Origin of the sequence: Neorhizobium galegae, assembly GCF_017877135.1 — a bacterium.
In the GTDB taxonomy this organism is placed as follows: Bacteria; Pseudomonadota; Alphaproteobacteria; order Rhizobiales; family Rhizobiaceae; genus Neorhizobium; species Neorhizobium galegae_A.
This window is the reverse complement of record NZ_JAGIPH010000002.1, coordinates 575,527-596,668: the sequence shown is the minus strand read 5'-3', so window position 1 is coordinate 596,668 and position 21,142 is coordinate 575,527. Positions and strand designations below refer to the sequence as shown.

Sequence of the window (21,142 nt, the reverse complement as noted above, 5' to 3'; positions counted from 1 at the left end):
ACCACGAAGCGCACGCGCCCTTCGTCTATCGGTTAGGACACCAGATTTTCATTCTGGGAAGAGGGGTTCGACTCCCCTAGGGCGTGCCACTTCCTTTTAGTTCCCACAATCCACTCAATGCACCCGTCGGCGCTTTCCAGCCCGCGGCGGCCTCCCCCAATTCGATACGTCACGCTTTTCACACTGCCTTTGCGGCGTCCAGAATACGCAGCTGGACACGACGGCTGCCCTGCCAATGATCGGCGCCCAGGCAGCCGGCCACATGCAGCTGGCTTCCCCGTGAGGAGAGCAGCAGCTGGCCGAGCGGCGTATCGGCGGCCCGGAAGGCGATGGCGTCGAGTCGCGTGCCATCCATCGCCTGCAGCGTCGCCTTCACATGGGCCGTTCCGATCAGGCGCGAATCGACAATGCGATGGGCCGGCATGGCGAAGACCGGCTGGCTGTGGCCGGAGCCATAGGGACCCGCCTGCTCCATCTGGTCGATCAGTTGCAGCGTCGCGCCGGATGCGGCAAGCGCGCCGTCAATCTTCAGCATGTGATTGGCGACGAGATCCGGGATGACGGCGCTGGCCACCTGCTCGAAATGCGCACGAAGGCTGCCGAGCTTGGTGCGCTCGACGGTGAGGCCCGCGGCCATCGCATGGCCGCCGCCCTTCACCAGCAGCCCCTGGTCGACGGCGCCGCGCACCATCTTTCCCATGTCGAAGCCGGGGATCGATCGACCCGAGCCGGTGCCGCGACCGGACGAATCGAGCGCAATGGCAAAGGCAGGCCGCTTGAACTTTTCCTTGAGCCGCGCGGCAAGAAGCCCAACGATGCCCGGGTGCCAGTTTTCGCGCGCCGTCACCAGCACGGCGGCATTTTCGCCGGTGCCGTATTCGGCAATCACTTCCGCCTCGGCCTCGGCGAGCATGGCCGCTTCCATCACCTGGCGTTCGCGGTTCAGCTCATCCAGCTTCGCAGCAATCTCGTCGGCTTCGGTGGGCTCGTCCATGGTGAGGAGACGGCTTCCAAGCGCTGCATCACCGATCCGCCCGCCGGCATTGATGCGCGGCCCGACCAGAAAGCCCAGGTGATAAGGCGTGACCGGACCGCCAAGGCCGGCCTTGCGAAACAAAGCGGCAAGGCCGGCATTGCCCATATGGCGCGCCGCAAGCAGGCCCTTCACCACATAGGCGCGGTTCAGCCCCTTCAGCGGCACCACGTCGCAGACGGTTGCCAGCGCCACGATATCGAGCCAGCTCAGGAGATCGAGCGTTTTTGCGCGCGGGTCGCCGCGCTCCCGCAACAGCCGCGCGGTTGCCACGAGAACGATGAACACCACGCCTGCCGCGCAGAGATGCCCCTGCCCCGACAGATCGTCATTGCGGTTCGGATTGACAAGCGCCAGGCACGGCGGCAGCTGCGGCCCCATCTGGTGATGGTCGATCACCACGACGTCACAGCGCTCCTCGACGGCCGCCGACAGCGCCTCATGGCTGGTGGAACCGCAATCGACGGTGACGATGAGGTTTGCCCCGCCGGCAATCAGCTGGCGGATGGCATTGGCATTCGGGCCATAGCCTTCGAAAATGCGGTCGGGAATATAGATCTCCGCCTCGACGCCGAAATGCCGGAAGAAGCGCGCCATCAGCGCCGAGGAGGCCGCACCGTCGACATCATAATCGCCGAACACCGCGACCTTTTCGCGCCGTGCCACAGCATCGGCAAGACGGGCGGCCGCCTTGTCGCAATCTTTCAGCGTGAAGGGCTCGGGCATCAGGCTGCGGATGGTCGGATCGAGAAAGGCCGGCGCTTCGTCCACGCCCACGCCCCTGCCCGCCAGCACGCGCGAAATCAGGTCGGGAATGCCATGAACCTGCGCCATGGCGAGCGCACGGTTCTGCCCGGCCTGATCGAGCCGCGACACCCAGCGCTGTCCGCTTGCCGAGCGCTCCACGCCGAGAAAGGCCCGCGAGACGGGATCGACCGGTTCTGTCATGGCGATGGGGTGGGCGCTGGCGGTTGCATGGACCGCTTCTACTGCATAAATGCGCACACCGGTATTGGCCCGACAGAATTTTATCGGCACCGTCCCCACAAAGGGGCTCTCGTCAGCCTTCCCGCCGCCGGGTCAGAGCACCGCCCAAACGGCCGTTGCCCCGAGGCAGAGCGGCCAGCAGGCAAGCGCCACAGCGACACCCCAGTTCTGGTCGGCCTCTTCACGCGAGAGATCCTCGCCGTCCGGCCCGTCCTCCTGCAAACGGACCAAAGGCAGATCCTGCCTGCGGCGCACGATCCACGCCTGCCAGGGCACATAATTCTGCTTCAAGGATAAAATGGACATCACAGGCGCCTCCCTTCGCTCATGAAGTACCGCCACAGTGTATCCCTGTTTTTGCTAATGCGCCAGAGACTGAAACGGCAGACAAAAAAGGCGCCGCCCGAAGAGGCAGCGCCGTTCAGAACCGGAGCGATGGTCGAAACGCCTCAGAAGGCTTTGGGCCGTTCGATGCGAATGACTTGCGGCTCGCTTGCCAGATAGCTTTCCGCCTTGATGCCGGCGACCGCCTTGCGGATCGACACTTCGCTCGTGGCATGGGTGACGAGAATGATGGTCTTTGCGCCATCGGAGGCTCCGCCATTGGCGCGCTGCACGATCGATTCCAGCGAAATGCCGTTCTCGGCCATCTGGGTTGCGACATTCGCAAATACGCCGGTGCGGTCCGACACGGTGAGGCGGATGAAATAGCCGCCTTCATGACTCTGGATCTGCGCCTTGCGATAGGGGGCAAGGGCGGCTGCCGGCGTGCCGAGCACCGGCACGCGCTGCATGCCGGGCTGGCTCTTGGCAATATCGGCAATGTCGCCGAGAACGGCCGAGGCGGTTGCATTGCCGCCGGCGCCGGGGCCGACCATCAGCAGTTCGCCCAGAATATCGGATTCAATGGCAACCGCATTCGTTACCCCATCCACCTGCGCAATCACGCTGTCATGCGGCACCATGGTCGGGTGGACCCGCTGCTCGATGCCGCTTTCGGTGCGCTGGGCAACGCCGAGAAGCTTGATGCGGTAACCGAGGTCGGCGGCCGCATGGATGTCCTCGATGGAGATATTGGAAATGCCTTCGAGGTAAATTTCGTCCGCCGCGATCTCGGTGCCGAAGGCAAGCGTCGTGAGGATCGCAAGCTTGTGGGCTGTATCATTACCCTCGATGTCGAAGGTCGGATCGGCTTCCGCATACCCCAGTCGCTGGGCTTCCTTCAGGCAGGCGGCAAAGGTCAGGCCCTCCTTTTCCATCCGTGTGAGGATGTAATTACAGGTGCCGTTCATGATGCCGTAGACGCGGCTCACCGTATTGCCGGTCAGCGATTCGCGCAGCGCCTTGATGACCGGGATGCCGCCGGCGACCGCCGCCTCGAAATTGAGAAGCACGCCCTTTTCTTCGGCAGCCTTTGCCAGTGCCACGCCGGAACGCGCCAGAAGCGCCTTGTTGGCGGTGACGACATGCAGTCCGCGCGCAAGGGCTGCGCGCACCGAACGATCGGCTGCCCCTTCAGCGCCGCCGATCAGTTCGACAAGCACGTCGATATCGGCCTTTTCCGCCATCTCTTCCGGCGTATCGAACCACTGGACGGCCGACAGGTCGATGCCGCGATCACGCGAACGATCGCGCGCGCTGACGGCTTTGATTTCAATGGGACGCCCGCAGGTCACCGCCAGTTCATTTGCCCGCGTGGCGAGAATGCGTGCCAGCGATGCCCCAACGGTGCCCAAACCCGCAAGACCGATTTTGAGGGCGTCTGCCATGATCATGTTCCTGAAAATCGTTGAACGGGCGGCGCAAGGGCCGCCCTTTTTATAAAATCGGGCTCAACGGTGGGCGTTGAGCGAAATGACGTTGTGCATGGTCTCGTCGGCCGTCGACATGAACTTCTTGATGTTGCGCGCGGCCTGGCGAATGCGATGCTCGTTTTCCACCAGGGCAAGACGCACGTACTCGTCCCCCTGCTCGCCAAAGCCGACGCCCGGCGCGACTGCCACATCCGCTTTCTCGACAAGCAGCTTGGAAAACTCAAGCGAGCCGAGATGGCGGAACTTTTCCGGGATTTTCGCCCAGGCAAACATGGTGGCGGCCGGCGGCGGAACCTCGAAACCGGCCTTGCCGAAACTGTCGACCATCACGTCGCGGCGACGCTTGTAGATGGACCGCACCTCTGCAATATCGGAGCCGTCGCCGTTCAGCGCATGGCTTGCCGCCACCTGGATCGGTGTAAAGGCGCCGTAGTCGAGATAGGATTTGACCCGCGTCAGGGCAGCGATCAGCCGCTCGTTGCCCACGGCAAAGCCCATGCGCCAGCCGGGCATGGAAAACGTCTTGGACATGGAGGTGAATTCCACCGTCACGTCGATCGCGCCCGGCACTTCAAGCACCGAAGGCGGCGCCTCGCCATCGAAGTAGATTTCCGAATAGGCCAGATCAGACAGCACGATGATGTCGTGCTTCTTGGCAAAGGCGATCACGTCCTTGTAAAAATCGAGGCTTGCGACCTTGGCCGTCGGATTGGACGGATAGTTGATGACGAGCGCGAGCGGCTTCGGGATCGAGTGGCGCACGGCCCGCTCGAGCGGCGCAAAGAAGGTCTCGTCCGGCTCGACGGGGATCGAGCGGATGACGCCGCCGGCCATCAGGAAGCCGAAGGCGTGGATCGGATAGGTCGGATCCGGGCAGAGGATAACGTCACCGGGGGCGGTGATCGCCTGTGCCATGTTGGCAAAGCCTTCCTTGGAGCCGAGCGTGGCCACAACCTGCGTTTCCGGGTTGAGCTTGACGCCAAAACGACGCGCATAATAGGCCGCCTGCGCCCGGCGAAGGCCCGGAATGCCCTTGGAGGACGAGTAGCGATGGGTGCGCGGGTCCTGCACCACTTCGCACAGCTTGTCGACGATGGCTTTCGGCGTCGGCAGATCGGGATTGCCCATGCCGAGATCGATAATGTCCGCGCCGCCCGCTCGCGCGCTCGCCTTCAAACGGTTGACCTGTTCGAAAACATAGGGCGGCAGTCTGCGGACTTTATGAAACTCTTCCATCGCGATCCTCGTGAAGGCATCCAGAGCAGGGTAAGGGAAAGGCAAAAGACGCAAAATCCCGCGCCTTTGTTCGAGGTTGCTTTGCGTCCAAAAGGGCTGGAACGCAAGTGCTATTTGCTGATCTGGCTCTGCGTATCGGCGGCATGATCGGCGGCAAGCTTGCGCAGTTCGGCCACGCGCGCCTGGTAGTCCGCTTCAGAGACCGATCCGTTGGCGCGGGCGGCGGCAAGCTTCGTCATCTGATCCTGGGCCGTGGTGGCTTCCGCATCGCTGATCTGCGTGTTTGCGGCCGTCAGCGGACCGGCAAAGGTCGGATAGACCCCGGTATCGCTCTTGGCCAACGCTTGCGGGCGCGGCACCTGCCGCGGACCGACAACCGTTGCCTGCGGCGCCGTGTTGGGAACGCCGTCATCCAGCTTGAAGGAATTGCATCCGACAAGCGCAAACGGCATTACCGACATACCGAAAAACAAAGGCATCCAGCGAAGCCCCCGCGCGAGTTCTACCATTGACGCAACCCTAATCTGCTCCGGCATACGACCTGATGAGGTCGCTATCGCTGGCACTTGTATTCGTTTTCAGGCAGAATGTAAAAACCAAAACAACGATTATAACAGGGTGGAAAAGGGGAGAGAGACACCATGGACACGCGCGAGAAGGTGGGCGGACCAGAGGCTGGTTCCAAGGGTTTCGACGCCAAGTCCTTCGAAGCCTACATGGTGAAGGATCCCCAGAAGCTTGCGGTCAACCTGGCAAAGGCGGCGGAAAACCTCGGCAAGGCGGCGACGGAATGGCTGGCCCCGCGCGAGCGCGGCGAACGCGTTGACACATTCGACCCGATGACCGACATGATCAAAACGCTGTCGAAGGTCATCGAATACTGGATGTCGGAGCCGCAGCGCACGCTGGAAGCCCAGTCCCTGCTTCTCTCCTCCTATATGGGCATCTGGATGCATACGCTGAGCCGGCTCTCCGGCGAGGCGGGGCCGGAAGAGCCCGACACCTTGCGCAAGGACAAGCGCTTTGCCGATCCGGACTGGCGCCAAAACCCGTTTTTTGCCCTCCTGCGCCAGGTCTATCTGGTCACGGCCGAATGGGCGGAAAAGCTGGTGGAGAAAGCCGAGGGGCTCGATGACCACACCCGCCACAAGGCGGCCTTCTACGTGCGCCAGCTGACGGCGGCGCTGTCTCCGACGAATTTTGCCCTGACCAATCCGGAGGTCTATCGCGAGACCGTGTCGACCGATGGCGCCAACTTCGTCCAGGGCATGAAGATGCTGGCCGAAGACATCGCCGCCGGCCGTGGCGAGCTGCGTCTTCGCCAGACCGACACCCAGAAATTCGCGCTCGGCAAGAACCTCGCGCTGACGCCGGGCAAAGTGGTGGCCCGCAATGCCGTCTGCGAGGTGATCCAGTATGCGCCGAGCACGGAAACCGTGTTCAAGCGCCCGCTGCTCATCGTGCCGCCGTGGATCAACAAGTTCTACATTCTCGACCTCGGCCCGCAGAAGAGCTTCATCAAGTGGTGCGTCGACCAGGGCCATTCGGTCTTCGTCATCTCCTGGGTCAACCCGGACGAACACCATGCCAGCTTCTCCTGGGAGGATTACAGCGCGCAAGGCATCGATTTTGCGCTGTCGACCGTGGAGAAGGCCGCTGGCGAAAAGGAGATCAACGTCATCGGCTACTGCGTTGGCGGCACGCTTTTGTCGGCAACGCTTGCCGTCCATGCCAAGCGCGGCGACCGGCGCGTGCAATCGGCCACGTTTCTCACCACGCAGGTGGATTTCACCTATGCCGGCGACTTGAAAGTCTTTGTCGACGAGGAACAGCTGGAGGCACTGGAAGGCCAGATGAAGGCGGCCGGCTATCTCGCCGGCTCCAAGATGGCAAGCGCCTTCAACATGCTGCGCGCATCCGAACTGATCTGGCCCTATGTGGTCGGCAATTACCTGAAGGGCCAGGAGCCGACGGCCTTCGACCTTCTCTACTGGAACTCCGATTCGACGCGCATGACGGCGGCCAACCACGCCTTCTATCTGCGCAACTGCTACCTGGAAAACCGCCTCAGCAAGGGCGAGATGACGCTGTTCGACGAAAAGGTCAGCCTGAAGAATGTGACCATCCCCATCTATAATCTGGCCGCGCGCGAGGACCATATCGCACCGGCGAAATCCGTCTTTGCCGGATGCCGGTTCTTCGGCGGACCGGTTGATTTCGTGCTGGGCGGCTCCGGGCATATCGCCGGTGTCGTCAACCCGCCGGACCGCAACAAGTACCAGTACTGGACGAGCGGGCCGGCCGTGGGCGAACTGGCCGACTGGATCGCGGGCGCCAAGGAAACCCCCGGCTCCTGGTGGCCGCACTGGCAGGCCTGGATGGAGGCGCGCGATGCCCGCCGCGTCCCTGCTAGAATACCCGCCGATCAGGGCCTCGGTGATGCGCCCGGCACCTATGTGATGGTGCGCAGCTGAGCGCCGATGCAGTTTGATCCCCCGCTGATCCCCGCCCAGCTCGTCAGCCGCTACAAGCGCTTTCTGTTCGATGCGGTGCTCGAAGACGGAACCGAAATCACCGGCTCATGCCCGAACACCGGCTCGATGCGCGGACTGACCACGCCGGGCTCGCGCGTCTTTCTCTCCCAGCACGACAGCCGCACACGCAAGTACCGGCACATGCTGGAAATGGTGGAGGTGGACGATACGCTGGTCGGCATCAACACCGGCCTGCCGAACCGGATCGCTGAGGAAGCCATTGTCTCGGGCATCGTGCCGGACCTATCCGGCTATGCAACGATCCGGCGCGAGCAGCGCTATGGGCTGAATTCCCGCATCGACATGCTTTTGCTCGATCCCGCCCGGCCCCCAGCCTATGTGGAAGTGAAGAACGTGCATTTTACCCGCACGCGCAAGCTTGCGGAATTTCCCGATTCGGTCACCCAACGCGGCGCCAAGCACCTGGACGAACTGGGAGACATGGTGGAGGCCGGCTGCCGCGCCGCCATGCTCTATGTCGTCCAGCGCAATGATTGCGATCGCCTGCGGATCTGCGAGGATCTCGATCCGGCCTATGCGAGGGCTTTCCGGCGGGCGCGCACACGCGGCGTCGAGGCCTATGCGGTCGCCTGCCGTGTCGAACCTCAAGGAATTTGGCCCGATCGCGTGATCGCGATGGACGAGGACGGGCAGGCTGTTTAAAAACCGCATGAGACGAGACGAAAGTGGTTCCATGGTAACTTACATCGAGGCGGCATCGGCGCCGAAGAAGAACACGGGCGCGATCCGGCTTTACGATACGGCGGCCGATTTTGCCGGCATGCGCAAGGCCTGCCAGCTGACGGCACGCTGCCTCGACGAACTGGCAGCCCTCGTCAAGCCCGGCGTCACCACGGCGGCACTCGACAGGTTCGTGTTTGAATTCGGCATGGACAATGGCGCGCTTCCGGCAACTCTGAATTATCGCGGCTACAAATATTCCGTCTGCACCTCGCTCAACCATGTCGTCTGCCACGGCATGCCGGACGACAAGCCGCTGCGCGAGGGCGATATCGTCAATATCGATGTGACCTATGTGCTGGATGGCTGGCATGGCGATTCAAGCCGCATGTATCCCGTCGGCCAGGTGAAGCGCGCTGCCGAGCGGCTGATGGAAGTGACCCATGAATGCCTGATGCGCGGTATTGCGGTGGTGAAGCCCGGCGTGCGCACCGGTGCCATCGGCGAAGCGATCCAGACCTATGCGGAGGCGGAACGCTGCTCGGTGGTGCGCGATTTCTGCGGCCACGGCGTCGGCCGCCTGTTCCATGACAGCCCCAATATCCTGCATTACGGCCGCGCCGACGAAGGGCCGGAACTGCGCGAGGGCATGATCTTCACCATCGAGCCGATGATCAATCTCGGCAAGCCGCATGTGAAAGTGCTTTCCGACGGCTGGACCGCGGTGACGCGCGACCGGTCGCTGTCTGCCCAATACGAACATGCCGTGGGTGTCACGGCGACCGGCTGCGAGATCTTCACCCTGTCTCCCGGTGGTCTCGACAGGCCCGGTCTTCCTCCACGCAACGGTTGATCGATGAAGCACCCGCCCCTGCCGACACATCTGGATGCGCCGGAGGAACCGGCAGGCGGGCCCCCGAACGCCCCCGGCGAGACATCGGATGATCTGTTTGCCGATGAACGCGGCTTCTTTGCCGAGCAGGCGCAAAAATCCGGCGGCATGAAAAAGGCCGAGCCGGTGAAGCCGGACGACGACAAGCAGGCGCATTATCACGGCCACCGCGAGCGCCTGCGCAACCGTTACCGCGAGCATGGCGATACCGCCCTTGCCGATTACGAGATCCTCGAACTTCTGCTGTTCCGCCTCATCCCGCGCCGCGACACCAAGCCGATCGCCAAGGCGCTGATCGACCGTTTCGGCAATCTCGCCGGCGTTTTCGGCGCCCAGACCTCGCTGTTGCAGGAGGTGAAGGGCGTGGGCGAAGCCGTGGCGCTGGACCTGAAGCTGATTGCCTCCGTCGGCCAGCGCATCCTGAAAAGCGAGCTGCGCGGCAAGCAGGTACTCGCCTCCTGGTCCGCCGTTATCGATTACTGCCATGCCGCCATGGCCTATGAGGCCCGCGAACAGTTCCGCATTCTCTTCCTCGACAAGCGCAATGCGCTGATCGCCGACGAGGTGCAGGGTCGCGGGACCGTGGATCACACGCCGGTCTATCCGCGCGAAGTGGTGCGCCGGGCGCTGGAATTGTCAGCCACCGCGCTGATCCTCGTGCACAACCATCCCTCCGGCGACCCGACCCCGTCGCGCGCCGATATCGACATGACGAAAACCATCATCGACACGGCAAAGCCGCTCGGCATCACCGTCCACGATCACATCATCATCGGCAAGGATGGCCATGCCAGCCTGAAGGGCCTGCGGCTGATTTGACGCCTCGTCAACGCAGACCGTCCCTGCCCTCGATCTCGTGGACTTGAAGGCCGCCGATACGCGCCAATGGTCGTCCGCTATCAGTCACGGCGACCGCCACCATGATTTCATCGGCGCGCGGGCTGTCGTTCAGCCAGACCTGCATGCCATCGAAATGGGAGCGCACATAGGCGGCATCCTTGTGGCCGAGCGGAATATCCAGAGTGACGCCCGGCCCGCCTCGGCGCTTGGAGGATGGCACAAGGGCCGCCCCCTTCTCCACCGCTTCCCGCAGCGGCTTGCCAAGGGCCGGATGCAGAATGGCGGCGGCATGTTCAAGCTCGCCATTCTCGCCCACCAGTGCTGCCTTGCCATAGCTTTCCGCCGCCTGCGGCAGAATGCCGAGCGCCTCCACGCACCGCTTGCCGAGCAGTCCACCAAGCTCCGCGCCGATCTCGATGAGGTCGCCCAGATCCTCGACATAGCGCCCGGCGAAGGGATTGCGGATGACGGCGACCGCGCAGGCCTTTCGCGAGGGCGGAGAAACCTGCCGATCCATCTCCCGGTGCAGTTCCTCGACGAAGACCGCAAGCTTGCGGATCTCGGCCTTCATCGAAGCCCGTCCTCTCCCTTGATGTCGCTTGCTTTCAGGCCGCCGACGCGGGCGTGGATGCGCGCACCGGTGGTCATCACCAGCACCAGCGCCAGTTCGTTGGCGCGCGGTCCATCCGGCACGCCCACTTCCATCGCGTCAAAATGCGAGCGCACGTAGGAAGCATTGATGTGGGTGACCGGCACATCGAGCCGCGTTCCCGGGCCGCCGACCTTCTTGGTGGAGGCAACAATCGCCTTCGCATCGCCCAGCACCTCGCGCATGGCATAGCCGCCCGGCACATGCCACAGCGCCCCATGTTCAAGTTCCCCCGCCTGCCCGACAATAGCTCCCTTGCCATAGCCTTCGATCAGAGAAGGGTCGCCGCCAAGCGCGGCAACGAGCCGGTTCGCCATCTGAAGGCCCAGCGGTTCGAGATCCTTCATGAAGCCTGCGATGTCTTCATGGTAACGACCGGCAAAGGGGTTTTCGATGACGGCAAGCACAGCCGCGCGCTTCAGCGGCACGGCGGCCACCGGCCCGCCCTCATGAAACACCTCCTCGACAACGGTCAGGAACTTGCGGATTTTCGGTTCAGGCATGGCCATGCATCTCCGGCTTTGCGAATTTTTCGAAGTCTTTCGGGTGAATTTCATCCCGTCTTGCAGCGATGCGCACACCGCCCCGCAGAAACAGTGCGGCGCGATCGATGAGGCCATCTGCGCGCAATTGCTCGGCCTTCGTAAGCCCCCGGTCAAGGGCCTCGGCAATCTCGCCTGCATCCAGGTCGCCGCAGCCGGTTACCACCAGCCGCGCGCCAAGATCGCTGTCATCGACTACACTGTGGGCAGGCGCGCGAAAGACGGCCGGGTGGCCGGGAAGATCGACGGCATTGGCAATGATTGTTGCGGCCGCATCGGCGGCGGCTGCGGTTTCGGCAAGCACCGTTACCGAATCGGCAAGGCCCATGGACAGGCTGCGCCCCCTTCTTCCGGAGGTGGCGATGCCGCGTACCGGATCGCTGGCGCGCACGGTAAAGGCTCCAAGGCCCGTCCCGTCGTCGCGCGCCATGCCAACCCGCCAGTCGGCCTCTCCCTGCAGAAAAAGCGCAATATCGCCGCCATTGTTGACATAGATGCGCTGCGGACATTCCTCTTTATCGAAACCATCCAGCATTGCCTCCAGCACCGTATCGGCCACGGCACCGGCAACGGCTGCCATCGGGGTGATGAAATGCGCGCCCGACAGCGGAAGAACGGCCGCCATCATCTTGCGGGCGATCGTGCCCGAAGGCTGCCGGCATCCCGGATGGGCTTGCGCCTTCAACAGCGGCAGTTCGCGCACCAGTTCGTCCAGAATGGTGGAAAAACGCCTCGCCGCCTGGCGATGCGCGCGTTCACGAAGGGCGCTCTGCCTGTCCGCCGCCGCATCATAGGCCAGCCCGATGACGAGATCGATCGGACCATGCTGCAGATGCAGCCGGCCATCGGGCGTTCCGTCGAGATAGGCGCCGGCAGGTCCGCTCATGCCATGCTCCCGCCTTGCCTAGTGGCCCCACTTGAAATTGCCGGCAGCCGTCGGCCATGCCCCCGAGACAAGCGGTGCGATCTTGCGCCCGGCCTCACGGAGAGCCTGCTCGATGGGAACGACGGCATCCATATGGCCGCCCAGCGCCTCGTAATCGCAAAGCCGCATGGTAAACTCGATCGGCGCCACAAGCGCCGGCGTCGGCACCGAGCCAAAGCTGTTGGACGGCATCTGCGTGACATCGACCATCACCGTGATGCCGCCGCCCGGCCAGATGGTGGCCGGCGCGCCGCCACAGGACACATGGGTGAGCGCCTCCTTGACCGAACGCGTGAGCCGCACCGGATTGGTGGTGACGCCAGCACGAAGGCTGCCGCCTGCCCCGCCCATGAACAGCACCGAAACCATCGCCGGCTCGCAGTTTTCCGCCACGATCTCCACCGTCTCGCGCACCGCCGCCGGAAGGATCGACTGCGCCACCGGCACCAGATTTTCGTCGAGAATATAATAGCCGTACTGTTCACCGGTGGTCGACACCATCAGCAGACGCAGGCCCGGATAGGCGACCTTCGGATCAAAATCGCCCAGAATCGACAGCGGATCGGATATCGTGGTGCCGCCCCAGCCGGTGCCGGGTTCGGCCACCTGGAAATAGCGTCCCGGTGTCGAACGGCGGCCCTTGATGCGGATGCCGGTCGGGGGGATATCCAGGAGCTTTCCCGCTTGGTGTTCGGAGAGCACGCCGGTGATGTGATCATCCACCACCACGACCTCGTCCACCATGTTCTGCCATTGTCTTGCAAACATGCCGATGGTGGCGGACCCGCAGCCGACACGCATGCGGCTTTCCTCCACCCCGTTGATCACCGGCGGATGGCCCGCCTGAAGACAGAGGGTGGCGCCGCCGTCGACCTGCATCTCCACCCGCTCACGATTGCAAAGCTGCAGCAGCGTCTCGCAGGTAATGCGGCCTTCCTTCTTGGAGCCGCCGGTCAGGTGGTGCACGCCGCCGAGCGACAGCATCTGGGAACCGTATTCTCCCGTTGTGACATGGCCGACCGGTTCGCCCTCCACCCGCACGATCGCCGTCTCCGGACCGATGAACCGGTCGGTGTCGATCTTCACCTTGGCGCCGCAATAGGAAAAGATACCCTCCGTTACGACCGTCACCATGTCGATGCCGTTCTGCGTCTGCGACACGATGAAAGGGGCAGGCTTGTAATCGGGATAGGTGGTGCCGGCGCCGACGGCGGTGACGAAGGGCGCGTTCGCGTAGACGAGATCGCCCGACCACTCTTCGGTGTCCTTGCCGGGCAGGAAGGGCACGACGGCACCGCCGGCACTCAGCGTCTCGTCGATCACGGTCAGCGGATCGACGCGGATCAGTTCACCGCCGACATTGGCATAGCGATCGCAGGCGCCGGAGCGGCCATCGGAGATATAACACATGACCGGACAGGCATCGCAGCGGATCTTGCCATTCACCGCGCTTTCCACGTGCTGCTTGACCATATCACCCCCGCAGCGGCCCTGGTGCGGCCTTGCCGTCTTCTGTTCCCGCATGCTTTGCGCATATCGTTTGTATACGAATGAATATCAGCAGAAATCGCCAGCCTGTCAAGGCGGCATGCCTGCTCCGGGCACTGCTCAAACCCACGCAAATCCCGGATTCGCCGGTCCTTCCCGACGCAGCCGGTCCATTGGCAGGCAAACAAGTCTAGCGCCGAACCTCACCGTCGCAAATGCAATTCTGAAACGCTTGGGGCCCCAAGGTAAAGCGCGTTGACAAATCACCCTTGGCGGATAAACCGGTGGCTTCATCGGGATTGACGGGAGGCGGCATGGCCGGGGCCAAGAAAAGCGACAGCGCTTCGCAAGCGCCCGCCTCAGACCTGGAGGCCTACAAGGTCGATCAGCAGATCGGCTTTTTCCTGCGCCAGGCCAACCAGCGCCACGTCGCGATCTTTTCGGCCCTGATGGGCGACCGCCTGACGACGACGCAATGGGCAGCGCTCACCAAGCTGCGTGAGATCCAGCCTACCTCGCAGAACCAGCTCGGCCGCGATACGGCCATGGATGTCGCAACGATCAAGGGCGTGGTCGACCGGCTGGTGGCGCGGGGCTATGTGGCGACCGCGCCGGACCCGCAGGACGGGCGCCGGCTCATCCTGTCGCTCACCGGCGAGGGAGAGGCAGCAATTGCCCGCAACATCAAAACCGCCATTGCCGTGACAGATGACACGCTGTCGCCACTCACCTCCGGCGAGCGAATGATGCTGATCGAACTCCTGCGCAAGATCTGCTGAGCCTTCGAAGCAGCGCATAATCGGGCGCTCTTCCGGCACCCCACCTGCCCTTTTCGCGTTGATCGCACACCTTGGAGCGGCGCGCGCGGCGGCAGCAGAATTCGTTTGCGTGCCAATGATTTCCGGCTATCATCCCGGCCATGGATGCGTACGACAAAAACCAAAACGGGAACGCCGCACTCCTCATCTCTCACCGGGCAGAGCCTCGCATGAGAACCACGGGAAGACACGCGCGCGCATTCCTGCCGAAGAGGCCGGGACAGCATGACGACACAGACGGTGACGTTGACCATCAACGGCAGGGCGCAGGATTTTGCGCTCGATCCGCAGACGCCGCTTCTCTATGTGCTGCGCAATGATTGCGGTCTGAACGGCGCGAAATTCGGCTGTGGCCTTGGCGAATGTGGTGCCTGCACCGTGCTTTTGGGAGACCGTCCCGTCCGCGCCTGCACCACCCGCATCGGCGCCGTGCGCGACCGACCGATCACCACGCTGGAAGGTCTTTCGTCTGGAGGAGAGCACGATGGCCGAACGCTGCATCCGGTCCAGCAGGCTTTTCTGGAGATGCAGGCGGCGCAATGCGGCTATTGCCTGAGCGGCATGATCATGGCGACCGTCGGCCTTCTCACGCGCAATCCGCAAGCCGACGAGAAGGAAATCCGGGCGGCCCTGCGCCACCAGCTCTGTCGCTGCGGCACCCATATGGAAATTCTGGCCGCCGTACGGCTGGCGCGCGACCGGATGGCAGAGATGGCGGCGGGCCACGCAGGCTGCAACCCGATTAACGCGGCCGACCCGCCTCCCAGACGACGGCCCGCCCCTGATCTGGAGGCGTCCGCGCCATGACGTCTGCGCCAGCCGATCCCAGAACGCTCCGCGAAACCACCAGCCGCGCCTATCTGGAGGCGGATGACATCCTGCTCGTCACCCGCCCCGGCAGCGGCAACCAGCCGGAGATCTATCTGGCGATGACCGGCGATGGCGCCGTGATCGCCTTCAACGGCCATGTGGACCTCGGCACCGGCATCCGTACGGCCCTGGCGCAGATCGTCGCGGAAGAGCTGGACATCCCGTTCGACCGGGTGACCATGGTGCTCGGCACGACATCGGCAGTTCCGGACCAGGGGCCGACGATTGCGAGCGAAACCATCCAGATTACCGCCAACCCCTTGCGCCTTGCCGCCGCAAGTGCCCGCCGTCACCTGCTTGCCGCAGCCGCCGAGCATCTGGGCACGCCTCTGGACGATCTGCTGGTCGAGGCCGGCGTGGTCGGAAACGGCAGAAGCACCGTCTCCTATGCCGATCTCGTGCGTGGCCGACATTGTCGCATCGAGATCGATCCGGCCACCCCCGTAAAGCCGGTCAGCGCCTATCGCATTGTCGGCCAGCCGCAGCCACGCACGGATATTGCCGCCAAGACCGTCGGCGACTGGACATATGTGCATGACGTGCGCGTTCCCGGCATGCTGCATGGCCGCGTCATCCGCCCGCCTTATGTCGGCTACGATCATGGCGACGGCGTCGGCGACAGCCTGATCGGCGTGGACGAAACCTCGCTTGCCGGCCTTTCCGGCATCGTGGCCGTGGTGACGATCGGCGATTTCGTCGGCGTGGTTGCCACCCGCGAGGAATTTGCCGCAGAGGCCGCGCGACGCCTCAAGGTCACCTGGAAGACGCCCGCGGTCCGGCCCGACCTCAACGACGCCGAGACGGCCTTGAAGAACAATCCGGGCAAAAAACGCATCCTGAAAGATGCGGGCGACGTGGAGCGTGCGCTTCTCGGCGCCTCGCCCGCCATGGAGCGCACCTATGTCTGGCCCTACCAGATGCATGGCTCGATCGGCCCCTCCTGCGCCGTCGCCGAGTGGACGCCAGAACAGCTGGTCGTCTGGTCGGGTACACAGAACCCGCATTTCATGCGCCGGGACCTCGCCCGCCTGCTGGACATGCCGGAAGACGCCATCATCGTGGAACGCCATGAAGCCGCCGGCTGCTATGGCCGCAATTGCGCCGATGACGTGACGGCAGATGCCGCCCTTCTGTCGCGCGCCACCGGCCGGCCGGTGCGCGTGCAGCTGACCCGCGAACAGGAACATGGCTGGGAACCGAAAGGGGCCGGACAGGTGATCGACGTGCGCGGCGGCCTTGATCTCGAAGGTGGCCCCATCGCCTATGATTTCGAGACGCGCTATCCCTCGAACCTGTCTCCAACGCTTGCACTCATCCTCACCGGCAAGGTGGCCGCCGTGCCGGACGTCGCCGAAATGGGCGACCGTACCGCCATCCCGCCCTATGCGGTCAGCAACATGCGCATTGCGGTGCACGACATGCCGCCGATTGCGCGCGCCAGCTGGTTTCGCGGAGTCTCGGCCATGCCGAACTCCTTTGCGCATGAGAGCTTTTTCGACGAACTGGCAGCCGCGGCCGGCGTCGATCCGGTGGAATACCGGTTGCGCTATCTCACCGATCCGCGCGGCGCCGACCTGGTGCGGGCCGTCACCGAAAAGGCCGGCTGGCGGCCGCGCACCCGCTTCGGCACGGAGGGAAGCGAGGGTGACCTGCTCTACGGGCGCGGCTTTGCCTATGCGCTTTATGTGCACGGCAAATTTCCGGGCACCCCTGCCGCCTGGTCCGCCTGGGTGGCCGATGTCGCCGTCAACCGCCGCACCGGCGAGGTCTCCGTCACACGCGTCACCGTCGGCCAGGATACCGGACTGATGATCAATCCCGATGGCGTGCGTCACCAGATCCACGGCAATGTCATCCAGTCGGTCAGCCGCGTGCTGAAGGAAGAGGTGCGCTTCACCCAGACCGGGATCGAAAGCCTCGAATGGGGTGGCTATCCGATCCTGACCTTCGAGGAGACGCCGGATATCGACGTGCTGATGATCCCGCGTCCCGATGAGGAACCGCGCGGGGCCGGCGAATCCGCCTCTGTGCCGAGTGCGGCGGCCATCGTCAATGCAGTCTACGATGCAACGGGCCTGCGCTTTCGCGAACTGCCGCTGACGCCGGAACGCGTTCTGGCCGCCCTCAACGGACGCCAGACGCTCGAGCACCGGCAGGAGATGCGTGCGAAACGCAAGCGGTGGCTGAAGTTCGGCCGTTTGGGATTTCTCAGCGTCACCGGGCTTGCCGGCCTTGCCGCCGGGGGCCTTGCGGTGCTGTCGCCATGGCGTCCAGCCATCGAGGCGATCCAGCGGCCCGATCCGGCGCTGTTAGGCGCGGCCAGCATCGAGCGCGGCCGGCTTGTGGCTGCCGCCGGCGGCTGCGCAACCTGTCATGCGGACGGAAACGGCGAGGCACTGGCCGGCGGGCGGCGGTTCGACACGCCGTTCGGCACGGTAGTCGCACCGAACATTACGCCGGACGAGCGCCACGGCATCGGCGGCTGGTCCTACGCCGCCTTCACCCGCGCCATGCGGCAGGGGATCGGCCGGGACGGTTCCCATCTCTACCCGGTGCATCCCTACACCTCCTTTACCCATGCAAGCGACGGCGACCTGCAGGATCTCTATGCCTACCTGATGACCACCCCGGCATCGAGCGCCCCTTCGCAGCCGTCGACGCTGCGGTTTCCCTTCAACATCCGCAGCCTGATGGCGGGGTGGAACACGCTTTATCTCGGACGTTCGACCGTCGATTATGCGCCGGAAAAAGGCGAGGCCTGGAACCGCGGCGCCTATCTGGTGGAAGGCCTTGGCCACTGTTCCGCCTGCCATAGCCCGCGCAATGCGCTTGGGGCCGAACAGGTGGGCAGCGCCCATCTTTCCGGTGGATTTGCCGAGGGCTGGCAGGCGCCGGCGCTCACCGGTCTTTCGCCAAGCCCGGTCGGCTGGACCAGTGATGCGCTCTACGACTACCTGCGCCATGGCCATTCCGCCGACCACGGCAGCGCGTCCGGCCCGATGGCGGCCGTGGTCAAGCAGATGTCCGATCTGCACGACGCGGATATCCGCGCGATCGCCACCTATCTTGGGAGCCTCCAGCCATCTCAGCACACGCAAACGGCTGTTGCGCCAGCCGCCATCATTGCCCGGTCGCAGGCGGCGGCACCGCAAGCAGCCCTTGCCTTTCCAGAAGGCGCGCGATTGTTCGAAGGGGCCTGCGGCACCTGCCATGAGGGAGACGAGGCACAAACGCGTGGTCTTGCGCACCTGTCGCTCAACAGCAATCTTTCGGCGTCACGTCCCGACAACATCATCCAGGCCCTCTTCAACGGCGTCGAAGCGCCGGCAAGCCTTCGCGCGAAGCCGCAAGCGGATGCGCAGGCGATGTCCATGCCCTCCTTCCGCGACAGTTTCAGCGACCGGCAGATCGGAGAGTTGTCGGCCTATCTGCGCGCCCGCTTTGCGCCGGACAGACCGGCATGGTCAGACACGGCAGCGCTTGCGGGAAGCATCAGGGGCAGCAGCGCAGCGCGCTGACTCTCTTTCTGAAGCGCATCAGAAACAGGACTCAAAGCCGCCTGTAAACGGCTGTTTCTGCACATCTTTGAGGGCATCAACCGCGCCGGTCGATGGGCCCCGGCCGCAGCCATCGCAGGATCAAAATGCCCGTCAGGCAGAGGCAGGCAAGAGCTCCGGCAAGGCCGAAGACCGAACCATAGCGATCGACAAGATAGGCAGATACCGCGGCCCAGTCGGGGCGGACCTGCGAGGCGGTGTTGAAACTTTCCCTGGCGAAAGCGCAGAGAACAAAGGACGTGCCGGCAAGGACCATATCCCGGTCGAGATCGGAGATCAGGGCCCGCGCGCTACCTTGCGTCTGGGGCAAGAGGGACAGCCTCTCCAGCATGGCCTTCAGCCCGGCCATGTCCGCATGGGCGCATTCGTTGAAGGGGTTTTCTTCGTCCGTCAGGCTTCCCGGCACCAGCAGCCAGAGACAGTTGGCGGCCTGCATCTGGTTGTGCAGGAGAAGCGCCGACAGCTCCGCATCCGTCGCGGCAGCCTGCCTTGCCAGTGGGATGATGCGGTCGCGGTAGGGTGCGATGACGCGCATGGCGGCATGATCGATGGAGGGGATGGCATAGCCGGACTGGTCTTCGGGCGCATCAAAACCATGCGCATGCGAGACCGAGGGCGCAACAAGCACCAGCGAAAGTAGCAGCAGAGCGAGGTGCAGGCTTTTCATCGGTTTCCCCTGTCCTTGCCGATCATCCTATATCGGCCCCCGCTCCTGATCCAAATCCGCCATGCGCTCGTGTCGCCAAGGAGCATGGCCAACATCACGCACCATGCCGTGCTCCTCATCATAGCTCAGATCCCCGGCTCAGATCCTCGGCGTAGACAGAAGCCAGAGCCCGAAGGCGGTATAAAACACCATCAGGCCGGCAAACGGCAGTTCCAGCCAGAAGAGCCGGCGCTTGTATGCCGGCGTCCCGGCTGCGCTCTCGGCCATCAGCGCATGCGCGAGAATGACCGCCACCACATGCCCGAGCGCGATGGCCGTCGTCTGCGTATTGAAGATTGCCTGCACGCCCTCGAAGGTGAAGAGGAAGGAGGTCGTCACGTGGTGATCCGCAAGTCCCAGAAGATCCCATCCCCGTACGAACGGATCCGACACGGCGACCCCGAGGTTCTGTATCTCGACCAGCACCAACGTCAGGTAATGCGACAGCTGGAAGGCCACGGAAATCGGAATGATGCTGTAGATCAGCCGGCCCGCGACCGGCAGCATCGGGCGTGTCCCGGACAGCCAGCATCCCAGGACGACGCACACGGCAAAAAGGCTGGAGAGGGCCGCAAAAGCGAGAAGGATGCCGAGGCTGGAGGACAGCATGACGGCACTGCGGCCGGGAAATTCCAGCGGGTTGACGCCGATGGCGGACAGCCAGACGAAGGTGCGGGAAAAGCCGTCGAACGTCACCGTCGAGAGCGTCAGCAGGATGAAGGCCATGCCGCTTACCGAAAGCGGCGGCAGATCGAACAGCTGCTTTCCGGGCCAGCAGAGAAACACGCAGAGCCTGCGCTCCGTGGTGCGGTAGAAACCGATGGGCGACAGTTTTGCAATGAGGAAGAAAAACAGCGAAAAGGGTTCGCCGCGCATGCGCCATGTGGCTTCGCCAAACACCAGCATGGCCAGAAAATTGAGGCACCAGTAGAGGCTGACGGCCGTGGCAAGGCGGGCCGGATCGCTGGGGCTCAAATCCACCAGTTCGAACCAGGCAAAGGCATAGAACTGCACAAGCGCCGGGAGATAGCCAAGCACCGCCGGCAGAGGCAGAAGCGCCCGTTCGCCGACCGGCCTTTTCACCATACGCCGCAGCAGGTGCAGCGGCCCGCTCCACGGATTGAGCACGCGCCACAGATCGCCGAAGAGCCCGTGGGCGATGGTGAGGCACACCCACCAGAGCGTCCAGATGACCGCCGGCAGCGGATTGAGCAGCGGATCCCGGCTGCCGAAAAACCCCGCGAGCACCATCACCGTCATGGTAAGGAAGGAGGCAAGGCTGATCCATGCGCCGGGTGGCGCGGCGACGGCCGGAAACCGTATGATCCCCGCATAAAGCCAGCGGGCAAAACCGTCCGGCAGCAGCGAAAACAGCAGGAAGGTGATTGCCACCACAAAGGCGGCGCCGGCGAGATAATAGCCCGTCGGCAAGAGCAGCACGATGCCACCTTCCGCGCCATGCGCCAGGGCGGTCACCGGCGCAAGACAGGCGAGCGATATTGCAAGACAGAGAGATACCCCGATCCGCACCTTGCGCGCCTCCTCCATCATCCGCGCTGCCTCGTTTCCC

18 protein-coding genes and 1 tRNA gene are annotated in these 21,142 nt (G+C 63.8%); 8 read left to right on the top strand and 11 right to left on the bottom strand.

Going from position 1 to position 21,142, the window contains the following annotated elements:
• Positions 1-14 precede the first annotated feature (14 nt).
• A tRNA-Glu gene (locus J2858_RS10265) sits at positions 15-89 on the top strand.
• A gap of 89 nt (positions 90-178) precedes the next feature.
• Here J2858_RS10265 and recJ read toward each other — a convergent pair.
• From recJ to J2858_RS10240, 5 genes are all read right to left on the bottom strand, one after another.
• On the bottom strand, positions 179-1,981 hold the full coding sequence (recJ, locus tag J2858_RS10260) for a single-stranded-DNA-specific exonuclease RecJ (RefSeq protein ID WP_210104727.1): 1,803 nt from the start codon (positions 1,979-1,981) through the stop codon (positions 179-181).
• Positions 1,982-2,113: 132 nt separating this feature from the next.
• On the bottom strand, positions 2,114-2,326 hold the full coding sequence (locus J2858_RS10255; protein WP_210104688.1) for a hypothetical protein: 213 nt from the start codon (positions 2,324-2,326) through the stop codon (positions 2,114-2,116).
• Between the two features lie 143 nt (positions 2,327-2,469).
• Positions 2,470-3,789: a homoserine dehydrogenase gene (locus J2858_RS10250; RefSeq protein ID WP_210104687.1), complete on the bottom strand. Its 1,320-nt coding sequence runs from the start codon at positions 3,787-3,789 to the stop codon at positions 2,470-2,472.
• A gap of 63 nt (positions 3,790-3,852) precedes the next feature.
• A complete protein-coding gene (locus J2858_RS10245; RefSeq protein ID WP_210104686.1) occupies positions 3,853-5,070 on the bottom strand; it encodes an LL-diaminopimelate aminotransferase in 1,218 nt (405 codons plus the stop codon).
• Between the two features lie 110 nt (positions 5,071-5,180).
• Positions 5,181-5,579 (bottom strand): hypothetical protein, encoded by a 399-nt coding sequence (locus J2858_RS10240; RefSeq protein WP_210104685.1) that lies wholly within the window; start codon positions 5,577-5,579, stop codon positions 5,181-5,183.
• A 132-nt stretch (positions 5,580-5,711) separates the two neighbouring features.
• On the opposite strand from J2858_RS10240, the gene J2858_RS10235 reads away from it, so the two are divergent.
• From J2858_RS10235 to radC, 4 genes are read left to right on the top strand one after another with little or no spacing between them, the layout of a single operon-like run.
• Positions 5,712-7,544: a PHA/PHB synthase family protein gene (locus J2858_RS10235; RefSeq protein WP_210104684.1), complete on the top strand. Its 1,833-nt coding sequence runs from the start codon at positions 5,712-5,714 to the stop codon at positions 7,542-7,544.
• A gap of 6 nt (positions 7,545-7,550) precedes the next feature.
• Complete coding sequence (gene sfsA, locus J2858_RS10230; RefSeq protein WP_210104683.1) at positions 7,551-8,267, top strand: DNA/RNA nuclease SfsA; 717 nt, start codon at positions 7,551-7,553, stop codon at positions 8,265-8,267.
• Positions 8,268-8,298: 31 nt separating this feature from the next.
• Complete coding sequence (gene map / locus J2858_RS10225; protein ID WP_210104682.1) at positions 8,299-9,138, top strand: type I methionyl aminopeptidase; 840 nt, start codon at positions 8,299-8,301, stop codon at positions 9,136-9,138.
• A gap of 3 nt (positions 9,139-9,141) precedes the next feature.
• Entirely contained in the window at positions 9,142-9,996 is an 855-nt protein-coding gene (gene radC, locus J2858_RS10220; RefSeq protein ID WP_210104681.1) for a RadC family protein, read from the top strand.
• A gap of 7 nt (positions 9,997-10,003) precedes the next feature.
• Here the strand turns inward: radC and J2858_RS10215 are convergent, their stop codons facing one another.
• Genes J2858_RS10215 through J2858_RS10200 form a run of 4 tightly spaced genes read right to left on the bottom strand, consistent with a single transcriptional unit; the run spans position 10,004 to position 13,606 of the window.
• Entirely contained in the window at positions 10,004-10,588 is a 585-nt protein-coding gene (locus tag J2858_RS10215; protein WP_210104680.1) for an amino acid synthesis family protein, read from the bottom strand.
• A complete protein-coding gene (locus J2858_RS10210; protein ID WP_210104679.1) occupies positions 10,585-11,169 on the bottom strand; it encodes an amino acid synthesis family protein in 585 nt (194 codons plus the stop codon). Before J2858_RS10210 ends, J2858_RS10215 begins: the two co-directional genes overlap by 4 nt.
• On the bottom strand, positions 11,162-12,094 hold the full coding sequence (locus J2858_RS10205) for a UPF0280 family protein (protein ID WP_210104678.1): 933 nt from the start codon (positions 12,092-12,094) through the stop codon (positions 11,162-11,164). Before J2858_RS10205 ends, J2858_RS10210 begins: the two co-directional genes overlap by 8 nt.
• 18 nt (positions 12,095-12,112) lie before the next feature.
• On the bottom strand, positions 12,113-13,606 hold the full coding sequence (locus tag J2858_RS10200; RefSeq protein WP_210104677.1) for a 6-hydroxynicotinate reductase: 1,494 nt from the start codon (positions 13,604-13,606) through the stop codon (positions 12,113-12,115).
• 329 nt (positions 13,607-13,935) lie between these two features.
• On the opposite strand from J2858_RS10200, the gene J2858_RS10195 reads away from it, so the two are divergent.
• The 3 genes from J2858_RS10195 (at position 13,936) to J2858_RS10185 (ending at position 18,827) form a co-directional block, all read left to right on the top strand.
• Positions 13,936-14,400 (top strand): MarR family winged helix-turn-helix transcriptional regulator, encoded by a 465-nt coding sequence (locus tag J2858_RS10195; protein ID WP_210104676.1) that lies wholly within the window; start codon positions 13,936-13,938, stop codon positions 14,398-14,400.
• Positions 14,401-14,664: 264 nt separating this feature from the next.
• The gene (locus tag J2858_RS10190) at positions 14,665-15,246 is read left to right on the top strand and encodes a (2Fe-2S)-binding protein (protein WP_210104675.1); all 582 of its coding nucleotides are present in this window, start codon (positions 14,665-14,667) and stop codon (positions 15,244-15,246) included.
• Positions 15,243-18,827: a molybdopterin cofactor-binding domain-containing protein gene (locus J2858_RS10185; RefSeq protein ID WP_210104674.1), complete on the top strand. Its 3,585-nt coding sequence runs from the start codon at positions 15,243-15,245 to the stop codon at positions 18,825-18,827. The genes J2858_RS10190 and J2858_RS10185 overlap by 4 nt, the downstream gene beginning before the upstream one ends.
• 76 nt (positions 18,828-18,903) lie before the next feature.
• On the opposite strand, the gene J2858_RS10180 is transcribed toward J2858_RS10185, so the two are convergent.
• Together J2858_RS10180 and J2858_RS10175 are read right to left on the bottom strand one after the other, a co-directional pair.
• On the bottom strand, positions 18,904-19,533 hold the full coding sequence (locus tag J2858_RS10180) for a hypothetical protein (RefSeq protein ID WP_210104673.1): 630 nt from the start codon (positions 19,531-19,533) through the stop codon (positions 18,904-18,906).
• 138 nt (positions 19,534-19,671) lie between these two features.
• Positions 19,672-21,123, bottom strand: coding sequence for a hypothetical protein (locus J2858_RS10175; RefSeq protein WP_210104672.1), 1,452 nt, complete (start codon positions 21,121-21,123; stop codon positions 19,672-19,674).
• Between the last annotated feature and the right edge of the window lie 19 nt (positions 21,124-21,142).

Bases quoted from the DNA above. Each gene is read 5' to 3' on its own strand.
- recJ (WP_210104727.1), bottom strand. From the start codon at position 1,981: ATGACAGAACCGGTCGATCCCGTCTCGCGGGCCTTTCTCGGCGTGGAG.
- J2858_RS10255 (WP_210104688.1), bottom strand. From the start codon at position 2,326: ATGTCCATTTTATCCTTGAAGCAGAATTATGTGCCCTGGCAGGCGTGG.
- J2858_RS10250 (WP_210104687.1), bottom strand. From the start codon at position 3,789: ATGGCAGACGCCCTCAAAATCGGTCTTGCGGGTTTGGGCACCGTTGGG.
- J2858_RS10245 (WP_210104686.1), bottom strand. From the start codon at position 5,070: ATGGAAGAGTTTCATAAAGTCCGCAGACTGCCGCCCTATGTTTTCGAA.
- J2858_RS10240 (WP_210104685.1), bottom strand. From the start codon at position 5,579: ATGGTAGAACTCGCGCGGGGGCTTCGCTGGATGCCTTTGTTTTTCGGT.
- J2858_RS10235 (WP_210104684.1), top strand. From the start codon at position 5,712: ATGGACACGCGCGAGAAGGTGGGCGGACCAGAGGCTGGTTCCAAGGGT.
- sfsA (WP_210104683.1), top strand. From the start codon at position 7,551: ATGCAGTTTGATCCCCCGCTGATCCCCGCCCAGCTCGTCAGCCGCTAC.
- map (WP_210104682.1), top strand. From the start codon at position 8,299: ATGGTAACTTACATCGAGGCGGCATCGGCGCCGAAGAAGAACACGGGC.
- radC (WP_210104681.1), top strand. From the start codon at position 9,142: ATGAAGCACCCGCCCCTGCCGACACATCTGGATGCGCCGGAGGAACCG.
- J2858_RS10215 (WP_210104680.1), bottom strand. From the start codon at position 10,588: ATGAAGGCCGAGATCCGCAAGCTTGCGGTCTTCGTCGAGGAACTGCAC.
- J2858_RS10210 (WP_210104679.1), bottom strand. From the start codon at position 11,169: ATGCCTGAACCGAAAATCCGCAAGTTCCTGACCGTTGTCGAGGAGGTG.
- J2858_RS10205 (WP_210104678.1), bottom strand. From the start codon at position 12,094: ATGAGCGGACCTGCCGGCGCCTATCTCGACGGAACGCCCGATGGCCGG.
- J2858_RS10200 (WP_210104677.1), bottom strand. From the start codon at position 13,606: ATGGTCAAGCAGCACGTGGAAAGCGCGGTGAATGGCAAGATCCGCTGC.
- J2858_RS10195 (WP_210104676.1), top strand. From the start codon at position 13,936: ATGGCCGGGGCCAAGAAAAGCGACAGCGCTTCGCAAGCGCCCGCCTCA.
- J2858_RS10190 (WP_210104675.1), top strand. From the start codon at position 14,665: ATGACGACACAGACGGTGACGTTGACCATCAACGGCAGGGCGCAGGAT.
- J2858_RS10185 (WP_210104674.1), top strand. From the start codon at position 15,243: ATGACGTCTGCGCCAGCCGATCCCAGAACGCTCCGCGAAACCACCAGC.
- J2858_RS10180 (WP_210104673.1), bottom strand. From the start codon at position 19,533: ATGAAAAGCCTGCACCTCGCTCTGCTGCTACTTTCGCTGGTGCTTGTT.
- J2858_RS10175 (WP_210104672.1), bottom strand. From the start codon at position 21,123: ATGATGGAGGAGGCGCGCAAGGTGCGGATCGGGGTATCTCTCTGTCTT.